Here is a 15,545-nt window from a genome sequence, read left to right on the forward strand (position 1 = left end):
GCCACTGAGAACAAAGGAAAAGCAATGCCCGTTGTTACTCTCCCCGATGGTTCCCGTCGAGAATTTTCTGCTCCGGTTTCCGTACACGATGTAGCCGCTGATATCGGCCCTGGTTTGGCAAAAGCCGCACTTGCAGGCGTTGTAGACGGCAAGGAAGTTGATACCAGTTACGTTATTGATGCCGATGCGAACCTGGCGATTATTACTGATCGCCAGCCCGAAGGCCTGGAAGTGATCCGTCACTCCGCCGCGCACTTACTGGCGCAGGCGGTCAAGCAGCTGTATCCCACTGCCCAGGTCACTATTGGCCCGGTTATCGAGGATGGCTTCTATTACGATTTCGCCTACGAGCGCCAGTTTACGCCGGAAGATCTCGAAAAGATCGAAGAGCGTATGGAAGTGTTGGCCAAAGAAGATGTTCCTGTCAGCCGCCGCCTGATGCCGCGCAAAGACGCGGTTAAATACTTCCGCGAAATGGGCGAGGAATACAAGGCCGAGATTATCGACAGCATCCCCAGCGATGAAGATATCTCTCTCTACCGCCAGGGCGACTTTGAAGACCTGTGTCGCGGCCCCCACGCGCCCTCCACCGGCAGATTGAAAGCGTTCAAGCTGACCAAAGTGGCCGGTGCCTACTGGCGCGGCGACTCCAACAACGAAATGTTGACCCGTGTCTACGGCACTGCCTGGGCCAACAAGAAAGAATTGAAAGCCTACCTGCGTCGTATCGAAGAGGCAGAGAAGCGCGATCACCGCAAGCTGGCGAAGAAATTTGACCTTTTCCATATCCAGGAAGAGGCCCCCGGCATGGTGTTCTGGCACCCGAACGGCTGGACCATTTACAGCACTATCGAGCAGTACATGCGTCGCCGCCAGCGCGAATTCGGCTACAAAGAAATTAAGACACCGCAGCTGGTAGATTTCAGCCTGTGGCGCAAGTCCGGTCACGCCGATAAGTTTGGCGATGACATGTTCACCCTCACCAGTGAAGAGCGTCAGTTCGCCATTAAGCCGATGAACTGCCCCTGTCACGTGCAGGTATTCAATCAGGGCCTGCGCAGCTATCGCGACCTGCCGTTGCGTCTGGCGGAGTTTGGTTCCTGCCACCGCAGCGAGCCCTCCGGTTCCCTGCACGGCCTGATGCGCGTGCGCGGCTTTGTACAGGATGATGGCCATATCTTCTGTAGCGAAGACCAGATCCAGTCAGAGGTTTCTGACTTTATGGATCTGCTGCACTCTGTGTATAAGGATTTCGGCTTCCAGGACGTTATCTACCGTCTCTCCACTCGCCCGGAGAAGCGCGTCGGTTCCGACGAGAGCTGGGATAAGGCCGAGAAAGCCCTGGCCGATGCGCTGGATGCCGCGGGTCTGCCGTGGGAAGAGCTGCCGGGTGAGGGCGCCTTCTACGGACCGAAGATCGAATTCTCCCTGAAAGACTGTCTCGGCCGTGTATGGCAGTGCGGTACTATTCAGGTGGACTTCTCTATGCCGGGTCGCCTGGATGCCCAGTTTGTAGCGGAAGATGGCTCGCGCCAATCGCCGGTTATGTTGCACCGCGCCGCCCTGGGTTCCTTCGAGCGCTTTATTGGCATTTTGATCGAGCACTACGAAGGTGCATTCCCCACCTGGCTGGCGCCGCAGCAGGTGGCGATCATGAATATTACCGATCGCCAGGCCGACTATTGTCGCGATTTGCAAGCTCGCCTGGGTGAACAGCAATACCGCGCTACAGCTGACTTGAGAAACGAGAAGATCGGCTTTAAAATCCGCGAGCACACGCTTCAGCGTGTTCCTTATCTGTTGGTAATTGGCGATAAGGAAGTAGAAAGTCAGACCGTGGCTGTGCGCACCCGCAGCGGTGAAGATCTGGGCACTATGACGTATGAGTCATTCCTTGAGATTCTCGAGCAAGACGTAAATCGTCGCGGCCGTTTGACAGAAGATAATGCATAACAACTTGGCAACTGGGAGACCATAGCTATTAAACGAGATACTAAGGGACGGTCCAAAAAGGCCCGCATAAACGATCAGATTGAAGCGTCAGAAATCCGCCTGATAGGCGCTGATGGCGAACAGGTAGGCATTGTCTCCCTGGATGAAGCGCTGGAAGCTGCACAAAAAGCTAGCTTGGATCTCGTTGAAATTGCCTCGGACTCCACGCCGATAGTCTGTAAGATCATGGACTACGGCAAGCACGTATTCGAAGCTAAAAAAGCTAAGAATGCCGCCAAGAAGAAGCAGAAGCAGCAGCAGATCAAGGAAATGAAATTCCGTCCGGGCACCGATATCGGTGACTACCAGATCAAGCTGCGCAACCTGGCCCGCTTCCTGGAAGCGGGTGACAAGGCCAAAGTTTCCCTGCGCTTCCGTGGCCGCGAGATGGCTCACCAGGAGCTGGGCATGGAAATGATGCAGCGCATCGAAAAGGACCTTGAAGAGCTGGGTACCGTCGAGCAGCGACCGAAAATGGAAGGTCGTCAAATGCTGATGGTGATTGCTCCGCTCAAAAAGAAAAAGTGAGGTCCGGGGAAGTCATTCCCCGTATCTCCTTTGAGAAGTGGTTGGGCGACGGCTGCCTCCCCGCTCTCGCAGTGCCGGTAACTTCGCTTGCCGGCAGTTACTAAGGGTGCCTGTTTTTCAGGCGAATATTCACTTTGGAGTACAAAATGCCGAAAGCAAAGACTCACAGTGGCGCTGCCAAGCGCTTCAAGAAGACGGCTGCGGGCTACAAGCACAAGCACGCTAACAAGAGCCACATCCTCACCAAGATGACCACCAAGCGCAAGCGTCAGCTGCGTGGCACCCAGACTATGAACAAGTCTGATGCAGGTCTGGTCGATCGTATGTTGCGCGCCAAGTAATTGGCCCAAATCGCAAAGGTTTAAGAGGATAGAGTTATGGCCCGTGTAAAACGTGGTGTAGAGGCGCGTCGTCGTCACAAGAAGATTCTGAAGCAGGCTAAAGGTTACTACGGTGCGCGTTCACGCGTATTCCGCGTTGCCAAGCAGGCAGTAATTAAAGCTGGTCAGTACGCATACCGTGACCGTCGCGTTAAGAAGCGTAACTTCCGCGCTCTGTGGATTACCCGTATTAACGCCCAGTCCCGTGCTGAAGGCCTGAGCTACAGCCGCCTGATCGCAGGTCTGAAAAAAGCGGACATCGCACTGGATCGCCGTGTACTGGCTGATCTGGCTGTTTACGATAAAGCCGCTTTTGCTGCCGTAGTTGAAAAAGCTAAGGCAGCCCTGGCAGCGTAAGCTGTCACTTCAGTTGTAAAACTGAATACTCAAAATAGGGAAGGGCTGTAGCGGCCCTTCCCTATTTTTTTATGGAGTTTCCGCTATTTTTTACCGGTGGCGGTGCCTGGGGAAATTCCCTCCGGTACAGAGAGTACCGGCCGAACAAAGCAGAAAAAATTAATCGAAGTTGGATTCAAACGGGAACAGTTCGATGCAAGATTTGCAGTCCCTCACCGAGCAGGCTATGGAGCTGGTGGAGAAGGCCGATGGCCTCGCCGCACTGGATCAGGTGCGTGTTGATTACCTGGGCAAAAAAGGCCAGCTGACGGCACTGCTGAAAGGCCTGGGCAAGCTGTCGGCTGAGGAGCGTCCGGCGGCGGGTGCCAAGATCAACGAAGCCAAGCAGCAGGTTCAAGAAAAAATTAACGCGCGCCGCACTATGCTGGAGCAGGCCGCCATCAACGCAAAGTTGGCCGAAGAGACTATCGATGTCACTCTGCCCGGGCGCGGCGAAGAGCAGGGCAATGCCCACCCCATTACGCGCACGCTAAAGCGCGTGGAAGAATTCTTTGCGGGCATTGGCTTCTCTGTTGAAAACGGCCCGGAAGTCGAACAGGACTACTACAACTTCGAAGCCCTGAATATTCCCGCGCACCACCCCGCGCGCGCGATGCACGACACCTTCTACGTGGACCCCACCACCGTACTGAGAACCCACACCTCCTCAGTGCAGATCCGCACCATGGAGAAAAAGTCTCCGCCGCTGCGCATTATCTGCCCGGGCCGCGTATACCGCTGCGACTCCGATGTCACCCACTCGCCCATGTTCCACCAGGTGGAAGGTCTGGTAATCGGCGAGAACATCAGCTTCGCCCATCTGAAAGGCACCATCGACCAATTCCTGCGCGCCTTCTTCGAAGCGGAAGTACCGGTGCGTTTCCGCCCGTCTTACTTCCCGTTTACCGAGCCCTCCGCAGAAGCGGACATCCAGTGTACCGCCTGTTCCGGTGAAGGTTGCCGCGTATGTTCCGGCACCGGCTGGCTGGAAATTCTCGGCTGCGGCATGGTGCACCCAAACGTCTTCGCCGCCTGCGATATCGACAGCGAAAAATACTCCGGCTTTGCCTTCGGTATCGGTATCGAGCGCCTCGCCATGCTGCGCTACGGCGTCAACGACCTGCGCTTGTTCTTCGATAACGATCTGCGCTTCTTGAAGCAGTTCTAAGCCGAGCGACAGCAGTCGAATTGTGGAGGCCTGGGCGGCGCAATAGCCCCAGGCGCAATGCGCACCAAGTTGCGCTGACGGAATACAGAAAGAGATCAACTATGAAAATCAGCAACTCCTGGTTGCGGGAATGGGTAAACCCGCAACTCACCACGCAGGAACTGGCCGATCAAATCACCATGGCCGGCCTGGAAGTGGATGGTATAGAAAAAGTTGCGGGCGATTTCTCCGGAGTGGTTGTCGGTGAGATTGTCGCCTGTGAACAGCACCCGGATGCAGACAAGCTGCGCGTGTGTAAAGTCGCTGGCCACCCCGACGGTGAAATGCAGGTGGTATGCGGCGCCCCCAATGCGCGCACCGGCATTAAAATTCCTTTTGCCCTGGTAGGCGCCAAGCTGCCGGGCGATTTTAAAATCAAAAAAGCCAAGCTCCGTGGTGTAGCGAGCTTCGGTATGCTCTGTGCTCAGACCGAACTGGAGCTGGGCGAAGACAACGACGGTATCTGGGAGCTGCCGGAAGACGCACCCACCGGTACCGATCTGCGTGAATACTTGCAGCTGGACGACGAGACCATCGAAGTGGATCTCACCCCGAACCGTTCCGACTGCCTCGGTGTTGCCGGTATCGCTCGCGAAGTGGGCGTACTGAACCGCTGTGCGGTACAGGGCCCGGAAGTTGCCCCGGTAGCCCAGCAGATCGACGAGAGTATGCCGGTATCCCTGCTGGCCGAAGCCGCCTGCCCGCGCTATGTAGGTCGGATTATTCGCAATATCGATATCACAGCGGTAACGCCCCTGTGGATGCAGGAGCGCCTGCGTCGCAGCGGCCTGCGCAGTATCGACCCGGTAGTTGATGTTACCAACTACGTGCTACTGGAACTGGGCCAGCCCATGCACGCCTTCGACCTGGAGAAACTCTCCGGCGGCATCAAAGTGCGTATGGCAGAAGCCGGTGAAGAGCTGACCCTGCTGGACGGCCAGGAAGTCAAGCTGAAAGAGGGCACCCTGGTAATTGCCGATGAGGAAAAACCTCTGGCGATGGCCGGTATTATGGGTGGCCTGGATTCCTCCGTTACCGCAGGCACCCAGCATATCTTCCTGGAGAGCGCCTTCTTCAGCCCGCTGGCCATTGCCGGTAAGGCCCGCTCTTACGGCCTGCACACCGACTCCTCCCACCGTTTCGAGCGCGGCGTGGACTACCACCTGCAAGAGAAAGCGGTAGAGCGCGCTACCCAGTTGCTGCTGGATATCGTCGGCGGTGAGCCCGGTCCGGTACACGTGCGCGAGCTGACTGAAATTATGCCCGCCGAGCGCCACATTACCCTGCGCCGCGCGAAAGTAGAGCTGGGCCTGGGCATCAAACTGGCCGATGACGAAATCGTCGATATCCTCACCCGCCTGGGCCTGGAAAAAATTGACCAGAACGACGAAGGCTGGACCTTCCTCGCCCCCAGCTTCCGTTTCGATATCGCCATCGAAGCCGACCTGCTGGAAGAGCTGGCCCGTGTTTACGGCTACAACCGTATCCCCAGCGAAAGCTTTACTGCCGAACTGGAAATCGCCCCGCGCCCCGAGAGCACCATTGCCCAGGATAACCTGGAGCAAACCCTGCTGAGTCGTGGTTACTACGAAGCGATTACCTTCAGCTTTATCGATAGCGACAGCGCCGCGCTGTTTGATCCGGAAGCCGATCCGGTGGCCCTGCAAAACCCGATCAGCGCTGAGCTGGCGGTTATGCGCACCACCTTGCTACCGGGCCTGTGCAAAGCGTTGCAGTACAACCTGAATCGCCAGCAAAACCGCGTGCGCCTATTTGAAACCGGCCTGCGCTTTGTGCCGGGTGCCGAGTTGCACCAGGAACAAATGATTGCCGGTCTCGCCTACGGCAGCCGCTACGCAGAAAACTGGACTGGCAGCAAAGACGCCGTGGACTTCTACGACGTGAAAGCCGATGTAGAAGCCCTGTTGGCTCGCACCGGTGTCGCCGATGAGTTCCGCTTTGTCGCCGGCCAGCACCCTGCGCTGCACCCCGGTCAAACCGCCAAGGTTATGCGCGGTGAGCGCGAAGTCGGGGTGATCGGTGCCCTGCACCCGCAGTTGCAGAAGAAGTTGGACCTGTCCAAGCCCGCGTTCGTATTTGAGCTGAGCCTGGAAGCGATCGGCGAGGGCAAAACCCCCGCGTTCCGTCCGCTGTCCAAGTTCCCGGAAGTGCGCCGCGACCTGGCCCTGCTGATCGATGCCGAGGTTCCCGCCGCCAGCCTGGTGGAAACGGCTGTCGAAGTTGCCGGCGAAACCTTGACGGACCTCAAAATATTTGATGTCTACCAGGGCAAAGGCATTGATTTAAATAGAAAAAGTGTCGCTTTGGGGTTGACCTTTCAGCATTCGTCGCGCACCCTTAATGACGACGAAATCAATGCCGCTGTAGATGCGGTGGTCGGAAAACTAGCAGAAAAATATAACGCTAGTCTGCGCTAGCAGAGCATGACGCTCTCGGGTGCAGGCTAAATTGCACCCCGAGAGCGTCTGCTACCGGGTTGAAAGCCGCCGCGGTTCGGGCCGCTTCCGATCTGGAGTCGACGCCTCTGAATCAATTGGTAGGACCCAATGACAGAGGCACTGACCAAGGCCGGGCTCGCCGAGAAATTGTACGAAGAGCTGGGTTTTAACAAGCGCGAAGCGAAAGAGATCGTCGAATACTTCTTCGAGGAAATCCGCAATGCGCTGGAAACGAACGAACAGGTCAAGCTCTCGGGCTTTGGTAATTTCGACCTGCGCGATAAAAGCCAACGCCCCGGTCGCAATCCCAAGACCGGCGAGGAAATCCCCATCTCCGCCCGCAGGGTAGTCACCTTCAAGCCCGGGCAAAAACTCAAGGCGCGAGTAGAAGAGCATGCTGGAACCGAGCAATAACGCTCAATTGCCTGCAATCCCCGGTAAGCGCTACTTCACCATCGGCGAGGTGAGCGAACTGTGCGCCGTTAAACCCCACGTCCTGCGCTATTGGGAGCAGGAGTTCCCCCAGCTAAAACCCGTCAAGCGCCGCGGCAACCGCCGTTACTACCAGCACCAAGATGTCATTATGATCCGCCAGATTCGTGCGCTGCTGTACGAAGAGGGCTATACCATTGGTGGGGCCCGCCAGCAGATCGAGACCGGCAGCGAGCGGGCGGAGGTGGTCCAGTTGCAGCAGGTGCTGCCCGAGGTGATCGCAGAACTAAAGGATATTGCCGCCCTGCTGAGGGAGGGAAAGAAATTCTAAAAAAGTACCGATTGGGGCTTGCAATCTGCCGCTAGTCCGGTATTATTCACGCCACATCGAGACACGATGTCCTTAAAAATCAATCACTTAGCGAAGTGAGTGATTTTTCAAAATCGGAGCGTAGCGCAGCCTGGTAGCGCACCACACTGGGGGTGTGGTGGTCGTCGGTTCAAATCCGGCCGCTCCGACCATAAAACCGTTGAAAATCAACGACTTAGAAGCCCGCCAGTTTAGCGGGCTTTTTTGTATCCTAAGTTTAAGTCCATATTAAGTCCAAAGGCTCTCCTTCGAGCTATTAAGATCGCGATACCTTCGCGATCTTAATTCAGCGCATTCTTCAATCTTTAGGTAATGCTGCCGCGGACTGGCGCCTGGAAATCGGCGGCACTACTCATCCATGCTTTCGGCATAGGCCGGCACCCAAACTCATTGTCCTAGCGCGCCATTTTTCCACAATCTTCGTTCTGATAAGATTATTTTTCCCCTCCTGTCGCAAGTGAGCTAGAAAATATCTATGAGTCAGAATAAGAAGAATGAGAAGCTACATACACCGAGGGAATTCCTTCGCGCTAGAAGGCCTGAAAGATTTTCAGATTCAATAAGTGAAGAAATTGGCAACCTCGATCGTGCTGTCCTAGAGCATCATCTCGATACATTAAACCGAAGAAGTCAGGAGTTGGCATTTGAGGATTTTGCGAAGCAGCTTTGTGAAAAAGTAATTTGTCCTAACCTCCAGGAGCAGACAGGACCTGTTGCGGGAGGTGATGGAAAAGTCGATACGCAAACCTTTCCTGTTTCTGAGCAGTCAAGTGTGCTTTGGTACGTTGGGGTCAACGAGAGTGCCGATAGAGAGCGTTGGGCCTTCGCCGTTAGCACCCAAGAAAATTGGCGACAGAAGTGCCGAACTGATGTGCGAAAAGTTGTCGGGACAGAACGGGGTTACACAAAAGTATTTTGTATAACAAGTCGGTATGCGAAATCTAACCAAAGAAGTGAAGTGGAAGATGCATTATCTAAAGAGTTTGGAATCGAAGTTCGGATTTTAGATGCCAGCTGGATATTGGATCAGGTCTTTAAGAACGGTTATGAAAGATTGGCGATTGACCTTTTGTCGGTGGCCGTTGATTGGCGCAGAGAAGTAACGGTTGGCCCCAATGATTATGCGAAAACTTTGCGTCTAGATGAAGTCGAAAAAGAAATAAGTGAAAGTGTTGATCCAACAGCTATCAGCGTTGGGCAGCTTGATCTCCTGCTAGAGTCGGCGATCTTATCCAAAGAGTTGGAACATCCTCACATTGAAAGCCAAGGAAAATTTGATCGTGCAGTGAAGGCTGCTCATCGTTTTGGGAATAATTACCAGCAATTTCGGGCTCACTATCAGTATGCATGGGCTGCATATTGGTGGTATGAAGATATCCAATTGTTTGAGGAGGAAATTGGAAAAAGCTTTGAGGCTGCACAGTCTATATCTCAGTATAGGCAGTGGGGTGATCTGGGTACTTTGCTTGGTGTGTATATCGGGCATTGCCGTAGAAACTCTATAGAAATGAAGCCAGAAATTGTCTCCATTTTAGAAAAAGTTGACGAGTTTCTGAAAGAGATGGCAGCTGATGAATCTCGACCAAGTAACTCTTTGATGGCTAGGGCAAACGTTTATCTTCTCGAATTTCATCAAATAAAATCCTTAGATCAAGCATCCGATTTTTTCAAAAAAATCAGAGAATTAATTCACTTGGGCGATGGTCTGGTCGGGTTTCCATTTCAGGAACTATATGAATTGATTTCTTCGTTGGACGATTTTTTTTCGGAGGATGCTGAGTTTGAATCCCTACTAGATCTTGTGACTGAGAAGGCGGTATCTAGATATGGTGAGTTAAAGGCATCTTTACTTTTTCTGAAAAGAGGTGCGGCAGCGCTTGATTCTGGGCGGCCGTACCAAGCCATTAAGTTGGTTGGTAAGTCTCTCGTGGGGCTCTATAAAGAGGAGTCAAGAGGCGATATCGTTTCGGCACTTTACCTGCTATCTGAAGCCTATCGTCAAGTTAGCTTGGTGTGGGCTGCGCGGGCTGCATTGTTGCTTGCAGCTTCTTTAATAACCCAAGATTATTGGCAGGGTGGGGAGTTAATTTCTGCGCAAATATATGCCTACCATAGGCTGGCGGAAATTGAGCTTCAACTCGGTAGGATATCTTATGCACTCGTTTGGTGGCAATTAGCAAGGGCGGTTGATCAAAATGTTGAAGGAGATTTTTTAACTGAAAAGGATTTGTTTAGCTTTGATGGGTTTCTATCGAAATGTATTTTGAATTCGAGTTTAAGTACTTTGGGTAAGTTGGAAAAATTTCCTGATTTACTGGATTCTAATCAATTGTATACAAGTCGTGCATGCCTTCTGGTTGCTCTAGGCTATCCGGAGGTCGCTTCAGGAGAGTTAGAGGTAGATCTTGATGAAGAGTTTACAGACTATCTGTGCATGCTGAGAGATCTTGATTTTGGTGCAGATGTTCCTGATATTTTGTTGCAAGACGCTAAATATATTTCGCTTTCGAGCTCTGTATTGGGGTGTTTGTTTAAGGTTTCATTTCCAAATCGGAGCCCCGCTTTAGAGCTTGCAGAGACATTGCTTTCAGTTATAGAGAGCTTTTTTTCGACTGGAATGATAGATCAGGTAATGACGCTGGAATCTTGTGTCGAAATCCATGTGTCTGTTGATGACGAAGAAGCGGTTTCTATCACTCATGAGTTGGACGATTCGGGTTCCACCGTTGTGTTCAATGTGATGTGCTCTTCATTTTCTATCGGGAATTTGGATGTTTCTGGCCAGAAGGAAATCCAAAAGTGGTTACATGAGTTTGTGCTGGAGATTCTGGCTCGTGTTTATAGACCTAAAAATCCTAAAGAGTTGGTTGAGACACTGATAGGTGGTGATCGTGCATTGGAGCGTTCAGTCTCCTTTGGTGCCTGCTTTGCAAGTCAACAAAATATTCTAGGTGATGATTACCTTCACGACATCCAGGGTGTGGCCAAACGTGAAGGGCTTGGTACATTTTCTTTATTGCGTTCTCAGAATTGGGACAAAGATTTTCCAAAGAATGCTGAAGAAAGATCTAAGCATGGGGAGTTGAAACCTGGGGAAGGAATGCCGCCCCAAGATCTGATGGATTATGAAAAGCTTAGACACCGAGATATGACGGTGCAAGGGCTGATCAAAGTCAGGCTTTGGGATCGAACAACATGGCGCGGAGTGGCTTTTTTTCAAATAGGCGATAAACCTCCCGGACTTGCTCTAATGTTTGAGGACCTGGAAGCTGGCTCCGTAATCTTTCGAGATCTAATGAGTGAGCTGGGCGGTTTTGACAAAAGGAATCGACTTAGGATTACGATAGTTCGAAATATTGATGTAGAAAATCCGGCTCATTATCGGGTTTGTATTGCGGAGAATATTGATGTTGGAGAAGCTAGGACTGTTCAAATGGTCGCGCGGTTAAATACGATGACTCCAGATAATGAAAATAACCTAGAAAGATTTATCGCTGATTACAAAAAATATGGTTGTTTTTACTTGGCATATGCTGGTTTGGATAATGGGAGAGTTATTCCTGGCGGGGGGCGTGGATTTGACGAGGTGATTAAGCTTGACAATATCAATATTGTAGAAGCTTGGACGATTGGCCCAAACGATATTGACAGTGTTGCGATTTCGAGTAACGACAATCCCAAAATTCCTTCAGAGGTTAAAGATCCACCCGTGCTCTCGCTGATGAAAATTAGGTTCAATAGGGGCTGATTGGAAATAACTCTAGAGATTTGATTTAGTTTGCTCTCTATTTAGAGCGTGCTTATTTTAGTTTTTAGAGCAGGAGGATATTTCCGGCCTTCTCAAAACTGATCGTACAGTTATTGACAGTACTCCAAGGGAGGGGCATTCGCCCCTCCTATCGCTTCCGCTTCCGCTCCGCGAGTTTCGAATTCAGCAACAGGCCGAACTGTCCACTCGTGAAAGCGAGTAATGACTCTGGATTTCGCCTGGAACAGAAGGCCGATCAATTTTTGAGCTTCTTGGCCGTATTTGTTTAGACCTTCTTTGACTACGTGCAAAGCCCGCAACGGCAGGCTGGCTCGTTCTGGAGTTGGGCCACCTGAAAGCTCGGTAAATGTCTCCCAGTCTCCCTTATCGGCAGCCTCTATAAGACATTTCAAAAGCTCGCAATCAATAGAATCCAAAGCGGCTTTTGCATGCTCACTATGGGCAAGCCTGCGGGACTCTCGCCACGCGGTAACGCTGGGGCCACCGATCTGCTGGAACTGACGGATCTTCCAGGTAGAGGCCCAGGCTCGGATGCGGATGGCGCTCTGAATCGTGTCATGTCCATATAGGTCTTCGCCGACGTGCTCTCCGTCGATGTTCTTCGCTATGTATTTAGCGATGTAGCCAGCGGCAGTACCTTTGTTCGGGTCTATGTACTTGACGGTGAAGCGTCGCTTCTGAGCGCCGGGTTCGTTGCCATCAATCTCCAATGCATAGTGGCGGAAGATACTGAGGGCCTCCTTGACCTGCTCGGGAGCGATGAACAAGAGCATGTGCCAGTGCGGGCAACCGTCGTGATGCGGTTCAACCACGCGGAAACCATAGGGTTGGATCTGGCTTCGCTTCAGTTTCGCCCGGATCTTGGCCCACTGTTGGTTGAAGTACGCCTGGACTTCGAAGAATCCAGGACACCCATAAATTGAAAGAGTAGCTTTGAAGTCGTGTATTTCATATTTTCTGGGCTTGCTAGCAGTCAAGAGGTGGGTATCAGATTAGGTTTAGTCACACACCCTCCCAGATTGATCATAATTTGATCATTCGAGGCGGTAGCGGTATGGTTAGCTCGATTATTAGCGGTTTGTAATTGCTTTAGGTGCTGCTAGAGAGATAGATTTCACAGTCGTGTAGGCCATGCACCCAACGTTTATGTTGCTGGGTACAGACTTCTCTGACTTTTTCAGCTGTGCCGACCAGACGCTTGAAGCGGCTTTCAAAGTTGCGATTCAGGTAGAGCCAGTGTTTGGGTGAAATGCCCAGCCTTTGCAATATAGGTGGGGTATTGGCAGCAATAGCGCCGCGTTTTCTCGGGTCCAGATGTCGTCCGCTCCAGTCTACCAGCTCTAAATAATGATCCAGCTGAAAAGGCAAGCCTTTGGGCATATCCCGGTGTTCCCCACCCACCAGCGGCAATAGATTTTTGGGTTGCTCACCTGAGATTGCGGCGTGGATGCGTTGCTGGATTGAAGTGTAATCGGAGTCCTCTGGAGTTTTGGCAATGCCGGCACGGATAGGGTTGAGGTCTACATAAGCCAGGCAGGCGGCGAGGGCTCTTTCATCCAATAAAGCCTGAGACTTGAAACGCCCTTCCCAGAAACGACCGGTACAGTTGTCCTCGGCATTGGCCTGGCGGGCGATGGACTCGTTCAGGCAGCGCATAAACCAACTGATATCGGCCAGGCGCTCACGCCAAAGAGTTGTCACTTTCTGAAGTTTTTGCAGCTCGGCGGCATCCAGGGTCTCACCGCGAAGATATCGTTGGCTCAGTACAGAACCTTTAAAGAGTTGCTGCCAGCGCTCAATAACTTCAATAGTGGACCAAGAGTTCACTGTGTGGGTGTCGATATAGAGCACAATATGGGTGTGATTACTCATCACAGCATAGGCTGCAATATCAAGCGCATAGATGCCGACCAGCTTTTGCATTCTGCCCTCAATCCACTGACGCCGATGCTCATAATCTCTCCCGGATTGGATATCTTTCCCACAAAGAAAAGCTCTGCGCACACAACGGGAGACATAGTGATAGTAAGGAGTTGCATCGAGGGATATCTGCGAACGCCGAGGCTGGGTCATGAGGTGGGGGGTCTTACTGTTTTAATATCCAGTATTTTTATTGTATTCCCTGTATTGTGTCAATGGGTGTGGCGCCTCAAGCTTCCCCTTTGCTGGGTGTCCAGAAATAACTTTGTTAGCGTTTTTCTTCCTGAGCGGAAGCGGGTAATTTTCTTGCATCAACAATATTCATTTGGGCATTATATAGAACTATAGAATCGCCGGGTTAATAATAGATAATCTTAAAATACCTTCAATAAAGCTGGATTATAAAAGTGAGTGATTTTAAGGATAAAAATCATGTTCCCGAAATAAAGAAGTATTCAGCTTGAGATAATTTGTTGGGTGTATTATTGTAAAGCTTAAGGGGAGAAATTATGGCTGGTGTACTGCTAACTGTGGGGCGAGAAAGGGCTAGGCTAGTGTGGTGTAACAAATAGATTGCCATTATAGAAAAACCTTAAAACATGGGCCTGGAACATGTTTACAATGTACAAACAGCTGTTTTTATAGGTTTTTTATCCCTGCGCTTAGTTCGTTACAGGGCACTAGCTGTCCGTAGATTTTTTATTGAGAGTGTTTAATTGTGTACCTTAAAGCAAAGGTTAGCAATGGTTTCTCCTGTTTCCAGGTGAAGTTGGGCGGTTCGTTTACAATTAAAGGATTCCCGAAGTGATATAAGATTGTGGAGTGCCGATATATAAGGTTTCTGCTATATGTCAGTTTTTTATTTTTTCGGTTATAGTTGATGGGTTGTTGGTTTTGTATGTTTTTGAGTGGATTGGGGGTGGAGATATTGGAGGGCTCGGAGTTGGGTGGGTGAAAGATTTAACTGTTACAGGTTGCAACTGTAAAGAAGCACATGTAGGAATATAATAGGTGTCAGTGATTCGAAATTTATTCTGGATTATTTTCTGCGCTTGTAATAAAAAATCCTTGCATGGGTGTGGTTGAGATGAGTGTTGCACGATTGTTTTTAATGAAGGTATAGGCTATTTTGCCTTAGATAAAATAATATAGAGAAACTAAATTTACACAAACTACAAGTCACCAGTAAGGTTTCTGACAATGTCTAAAGATCAAAAAATTCGCATAATAAAATCACACCTTTCTCCACTTATGGATAAAATTATCATTGCAAATCGTTCAGTTTATGGAGGGGAAAGATATGAGGGTGCGAGTACGCAGGCATCAGTAGCTCACGTTGCTGCTGCGCTAGCGAATAACAGAGAATTAAGACAAGGAGGGCACCTCACTCAAAATGCTTGGTTAGAGATGGGGAGGAGTCTGTATGAGAAACGAGATGGAGCTAAGCCGAATAGTATTAATGTGGCATGCGACACATTGGCGAGCTATGTGCTGTTTGTCATAGATTCCGTTATAGAATTTCATGGGAGGTTTGAGCTGTTTAAAAATCCCGGAGTTCATCACCATTTCGTTGTAGTGGATAGAGTCAATCCATCGCATGATCATGATCGCCGTACATGGGGTGAAGACTGTTTTGTAATTGATCTTTGGCACGCCAAGATGGCTCGTCCAGAAACTCGAAGATCATGTTTTGCAACCGCACACCATTGGAAGCATGGTATCTTCCGCAACCCAAGTGAGCACGAATATTCTATGATGACATACACTCCAACGGTAGAGCACTCTTGGTCGAAGTAGCTAGAATCCAGGAGATGAATCCAAGACGCCCATAAATTGAAAGAATAGCTTTGAAGTCGTGCATTTCATCTTTTCTGGGCTTGCTAGTAGTCAAGAGGTAGGTATCAGATTAGGTTTAGGCGTACATCTCCCCGACTGATCATAATTTGATCATGCGAGGCGATAGCGGTATGGTTAGCTCGATTATTAGCGGTTTGTAATTGCTTTAGGTGCTGCTAGAGAGATAGATTTCACAGTCGTGCAGGCCATGCACCCAGCGTTTATGTTGCTGGGCACAGACTTCTCTGACTTTTTC

General features: G+C 50.8%; 12 protein-coding genes and 1 tRNA gene. 11 read left to right on the forward strand and 2 right to left on the reverse strand.

All coding sequences use genetic code 11. The annotated features are described in order from the left end of the window. The first annotated feature begins 24 nt into the window (after positions 1-24). The 10 genes from thrS to ACJJIK_RS00805 all read left to right on the forward strand — a co-directional run bounded on the left by thrS (position 25) and on the right by ACJJIK_RS00805 (position 11,512). Positions 25-1,953, forward strand: a complete 1,929-nt coding sequence (thrS, locus tag ACJJIK_RS00760; RefSeq protein WP_444943887.1) for a threonine--tRNA ligase — start codon at positions 25-27, stop codon at positions 1,951-1,953. 27 nt (positions 1,954-1,980) lie between these two features. Further along, positions 1,981-2,520, forward strand: a complete 540-nt coding sequence (infC, locus tag ACJJIK_RS00765; protein ID WP_444945026.1) for a translation initiation factor IF-3 — start codon at positions 1,981-1,983, stop codon at positions 2,518-2,520. Positions 2,521-2,666: 146 nt separating this feature from the next. Further along, positions 2,667-2,861 (forward strand): 50S ribosomal protein L35, encoded by a 195-nt coding sequence (rpmI, locus tag ACJJIK_RS00770; RefSeq protein WP_020413351.1) that lies wholly within the window; start codon positions 2,667-2,669, stop codon positions 2,859-2,861. A gap of 36 nt (positions 2,862-2,897) precedes the next feature. Further along, positions 2,898-3,257, forward strand: coding sequence for a 50S ribosomal protein L20 (gene rplT, locus ACJJIK_RS00775; protein WP_020413350.1), 360 nt, complete (start codon positions 2,898-2,900; stop codon positions 3,255-3,257). A gap of 193 nt (positions 3,258-3,450) precedes the next feature. Then, positions 3,451-4,464 (forward strand): phenylalanine--tRNA ligase subunit alpha, encoded by a 1,014-nt coding sequence (pheS, locus tag ACJJIK_RS00780; RefSeq protein ID WP_444931662.1) that lies wholly within the window; start codon positions 3,451-3,453, stop codon positions 4,462-4,464. A 101-nt stretch (positions 4,465-4,565) separates the two neighbouring features. Next, positions 4,566-6,941, forward strand: a complete 2,376-nt coding sequence (gene pheT / locus ACJJIK_RS00785) for a phenylalanine--tRNA ligase subunit beta (RefSeq protein WP_444943888.1) — start codon at positions 4,566-4,568, stop codon at positions 6,939-6,941. Between the two features lie 129 nt (positions 6,942-7,070). Then, positions 7,071-7,376 (forward strand): integration host factor subunit alpha, encoded by a 306-nt coding sequence (gene ihfA, locus ACJJIK_RS00790; protein ID WP_444931660.1) that lies wholly within the window; start codon positions 7,071-7,073, stop codon positions 7,374-7,376. Further along, positions 7,357-7,725 carry a MerR family transcriptional regulator gene (locus tag ACJJIK_RS00795; RefSeq protein ID WP_444943889.1) on the forward strand — a complete coding sequence of 123 codons (369 nt, stop codon included), beginning with the start codon at positions 7,357-7,359 and terminating at the stop codon, positions 7,723-7,725. Before ihfA ends, ACJJIK_RS00795 begins: the two co-directional genes overlap by 20 nt. Positions 7,726-7,839: 114 nt before the next feature. Beyond that, positions 7,840-7,916: transfer RNA gene (locus ACJJIK_RS00800), tRNA-Pro, on the forward strand. Between the two features lie 323 nt (positions 7,917-8,239). Then, on the forward strand, positions 8,240-11,512 hold the full coding sequence (locus ACJJIK_RS00805; protein ID WP_444943890.1) for a hypothetical protein: 3,273 nt from the start codon (positions 8,240-8,242) through the stop codon (positions 11,510-11,512). A 110-nt stretch (positions 11,513-11,622) separates the two neighbouring features. On the opposite strand, the gene ACJJIK_RS00810 is transcribed toward ACJJIK_RS00805, so the two are convergent. Both ACJJIK_RS00810 and ACJJIK_RS00815 read right to left on the reverse strand, forming a co-directional pair. Further along, positions 11,623-12,510 (reverse strand): replication endonuclease, encoded by an 888-nt coding sequence (locus ACJJIK_RS00810; protein WP_444943891.1) that lies wholly within the window; start codon positions 12,508-12,510, stop codon positions 11,623-11,625. A 112-nt stretch (positions 12,511-12,622) separates the two neighbouring features. Beyond that, on the reverse strand, positions 12,623-13,456 hold the full coding sequence (locus tag ACJJIK_RS00815; protein WP_444943892.1) for a transposase: 834 nt from the start codon (positions 13,454-13,456) through the stop codon (positions 12,623-12,625). A gap of 1,197 nt (positions 13,457-14,653) precedes the next feature. On the opposite strand from ACJJIK_RS00815, the gene ACJJIK_RS00820 reads away from it, so the two are divergent. Continuing rightward, entirely contained in the window at positions 14,654-15,250 is a 597-nt protein-coding gene (locus tag ACJJIK_RS00820) for a hypothetical protein (RefSeq protein ID WP_444943893.1), read from the forward strand. The last annotated feature ends 295 nt before the right edge of the window (positions 15,251-15,545 follow it).

It is taken from the genome of Microbulbifer regidiadema (SeqCode) (assembly GCF_052466995.1).

Bases quoted from the DNA above. Each gene is read 5' to 3' on its own strand.
- thrS (WP_444943887.1), top strand. From the start codon at position 25: ATGCCCGTTGTTACTCTCCCCGATGGTTCCCGTCGAGAATTTTCTGCT.
- rpmI (WP_020413351.1), top strand. From the start codon at position 2,667: ATGCCGAAAGCAAAGACTCACAGTGGCGCTGCCAAGCGCTTCAAGAAG.
- rplT (WP_020413350.1), top strand. From the start codon at position 2,898: ATGGCCCGTGTAAAACGTGGTGTAGAGGCGCGTCGTCGTCACAAGAAG.
- pheS (WP_444931662.1), top strand. From the start codon at position 3,451: ATGCAAGATTTGCAGTCCCTCACCGAGCAGGCTATGGAGCTGGTGGAG.
- pheT (WP_444943888.1), top strand. From the start codon at position 4,566: ATGAAAATCAGCAACTCCTGGTTGCGGGAATGGGTAAACCCGCAACTC.
- ihfA (WP_444931660.1), top strand. From the start codon at position 7,071: ATGACAGAGGCACTGACCAAGGCCGGGCTCGCCGAGAAATTGTACGAA.
- ACJJIK_RS00795 (WP_444943889.1), top strand. From the start codon at position 7,357: ATGCTGGAACCGAGCAATAACGCTCAATTGCCTGCAATCCCCGGTAAG.
- ACJJIK_RS00805 (WP_444943890.1), top strand. From the start codon at position 8,240: ATGAGTCAGAATAAGAAGAATGAGAAGCTACATACACCGAGGGAATTC.
- ACJJIK_RS00815 (WP_444943892.1), bottom strand. From the start codon at position 13,456: ATGCAAAAGCTGGTCGGCATCTATGCGCTTGATATTGCAGCCTATGCT.
- ACJJIK_RS00820 (WP_444943893.1), top strand. From the start codon at position 14,654: ATGTCTAAAGATCAAAAAATTCGCATAATAAAATCACACCTTTCTCCA.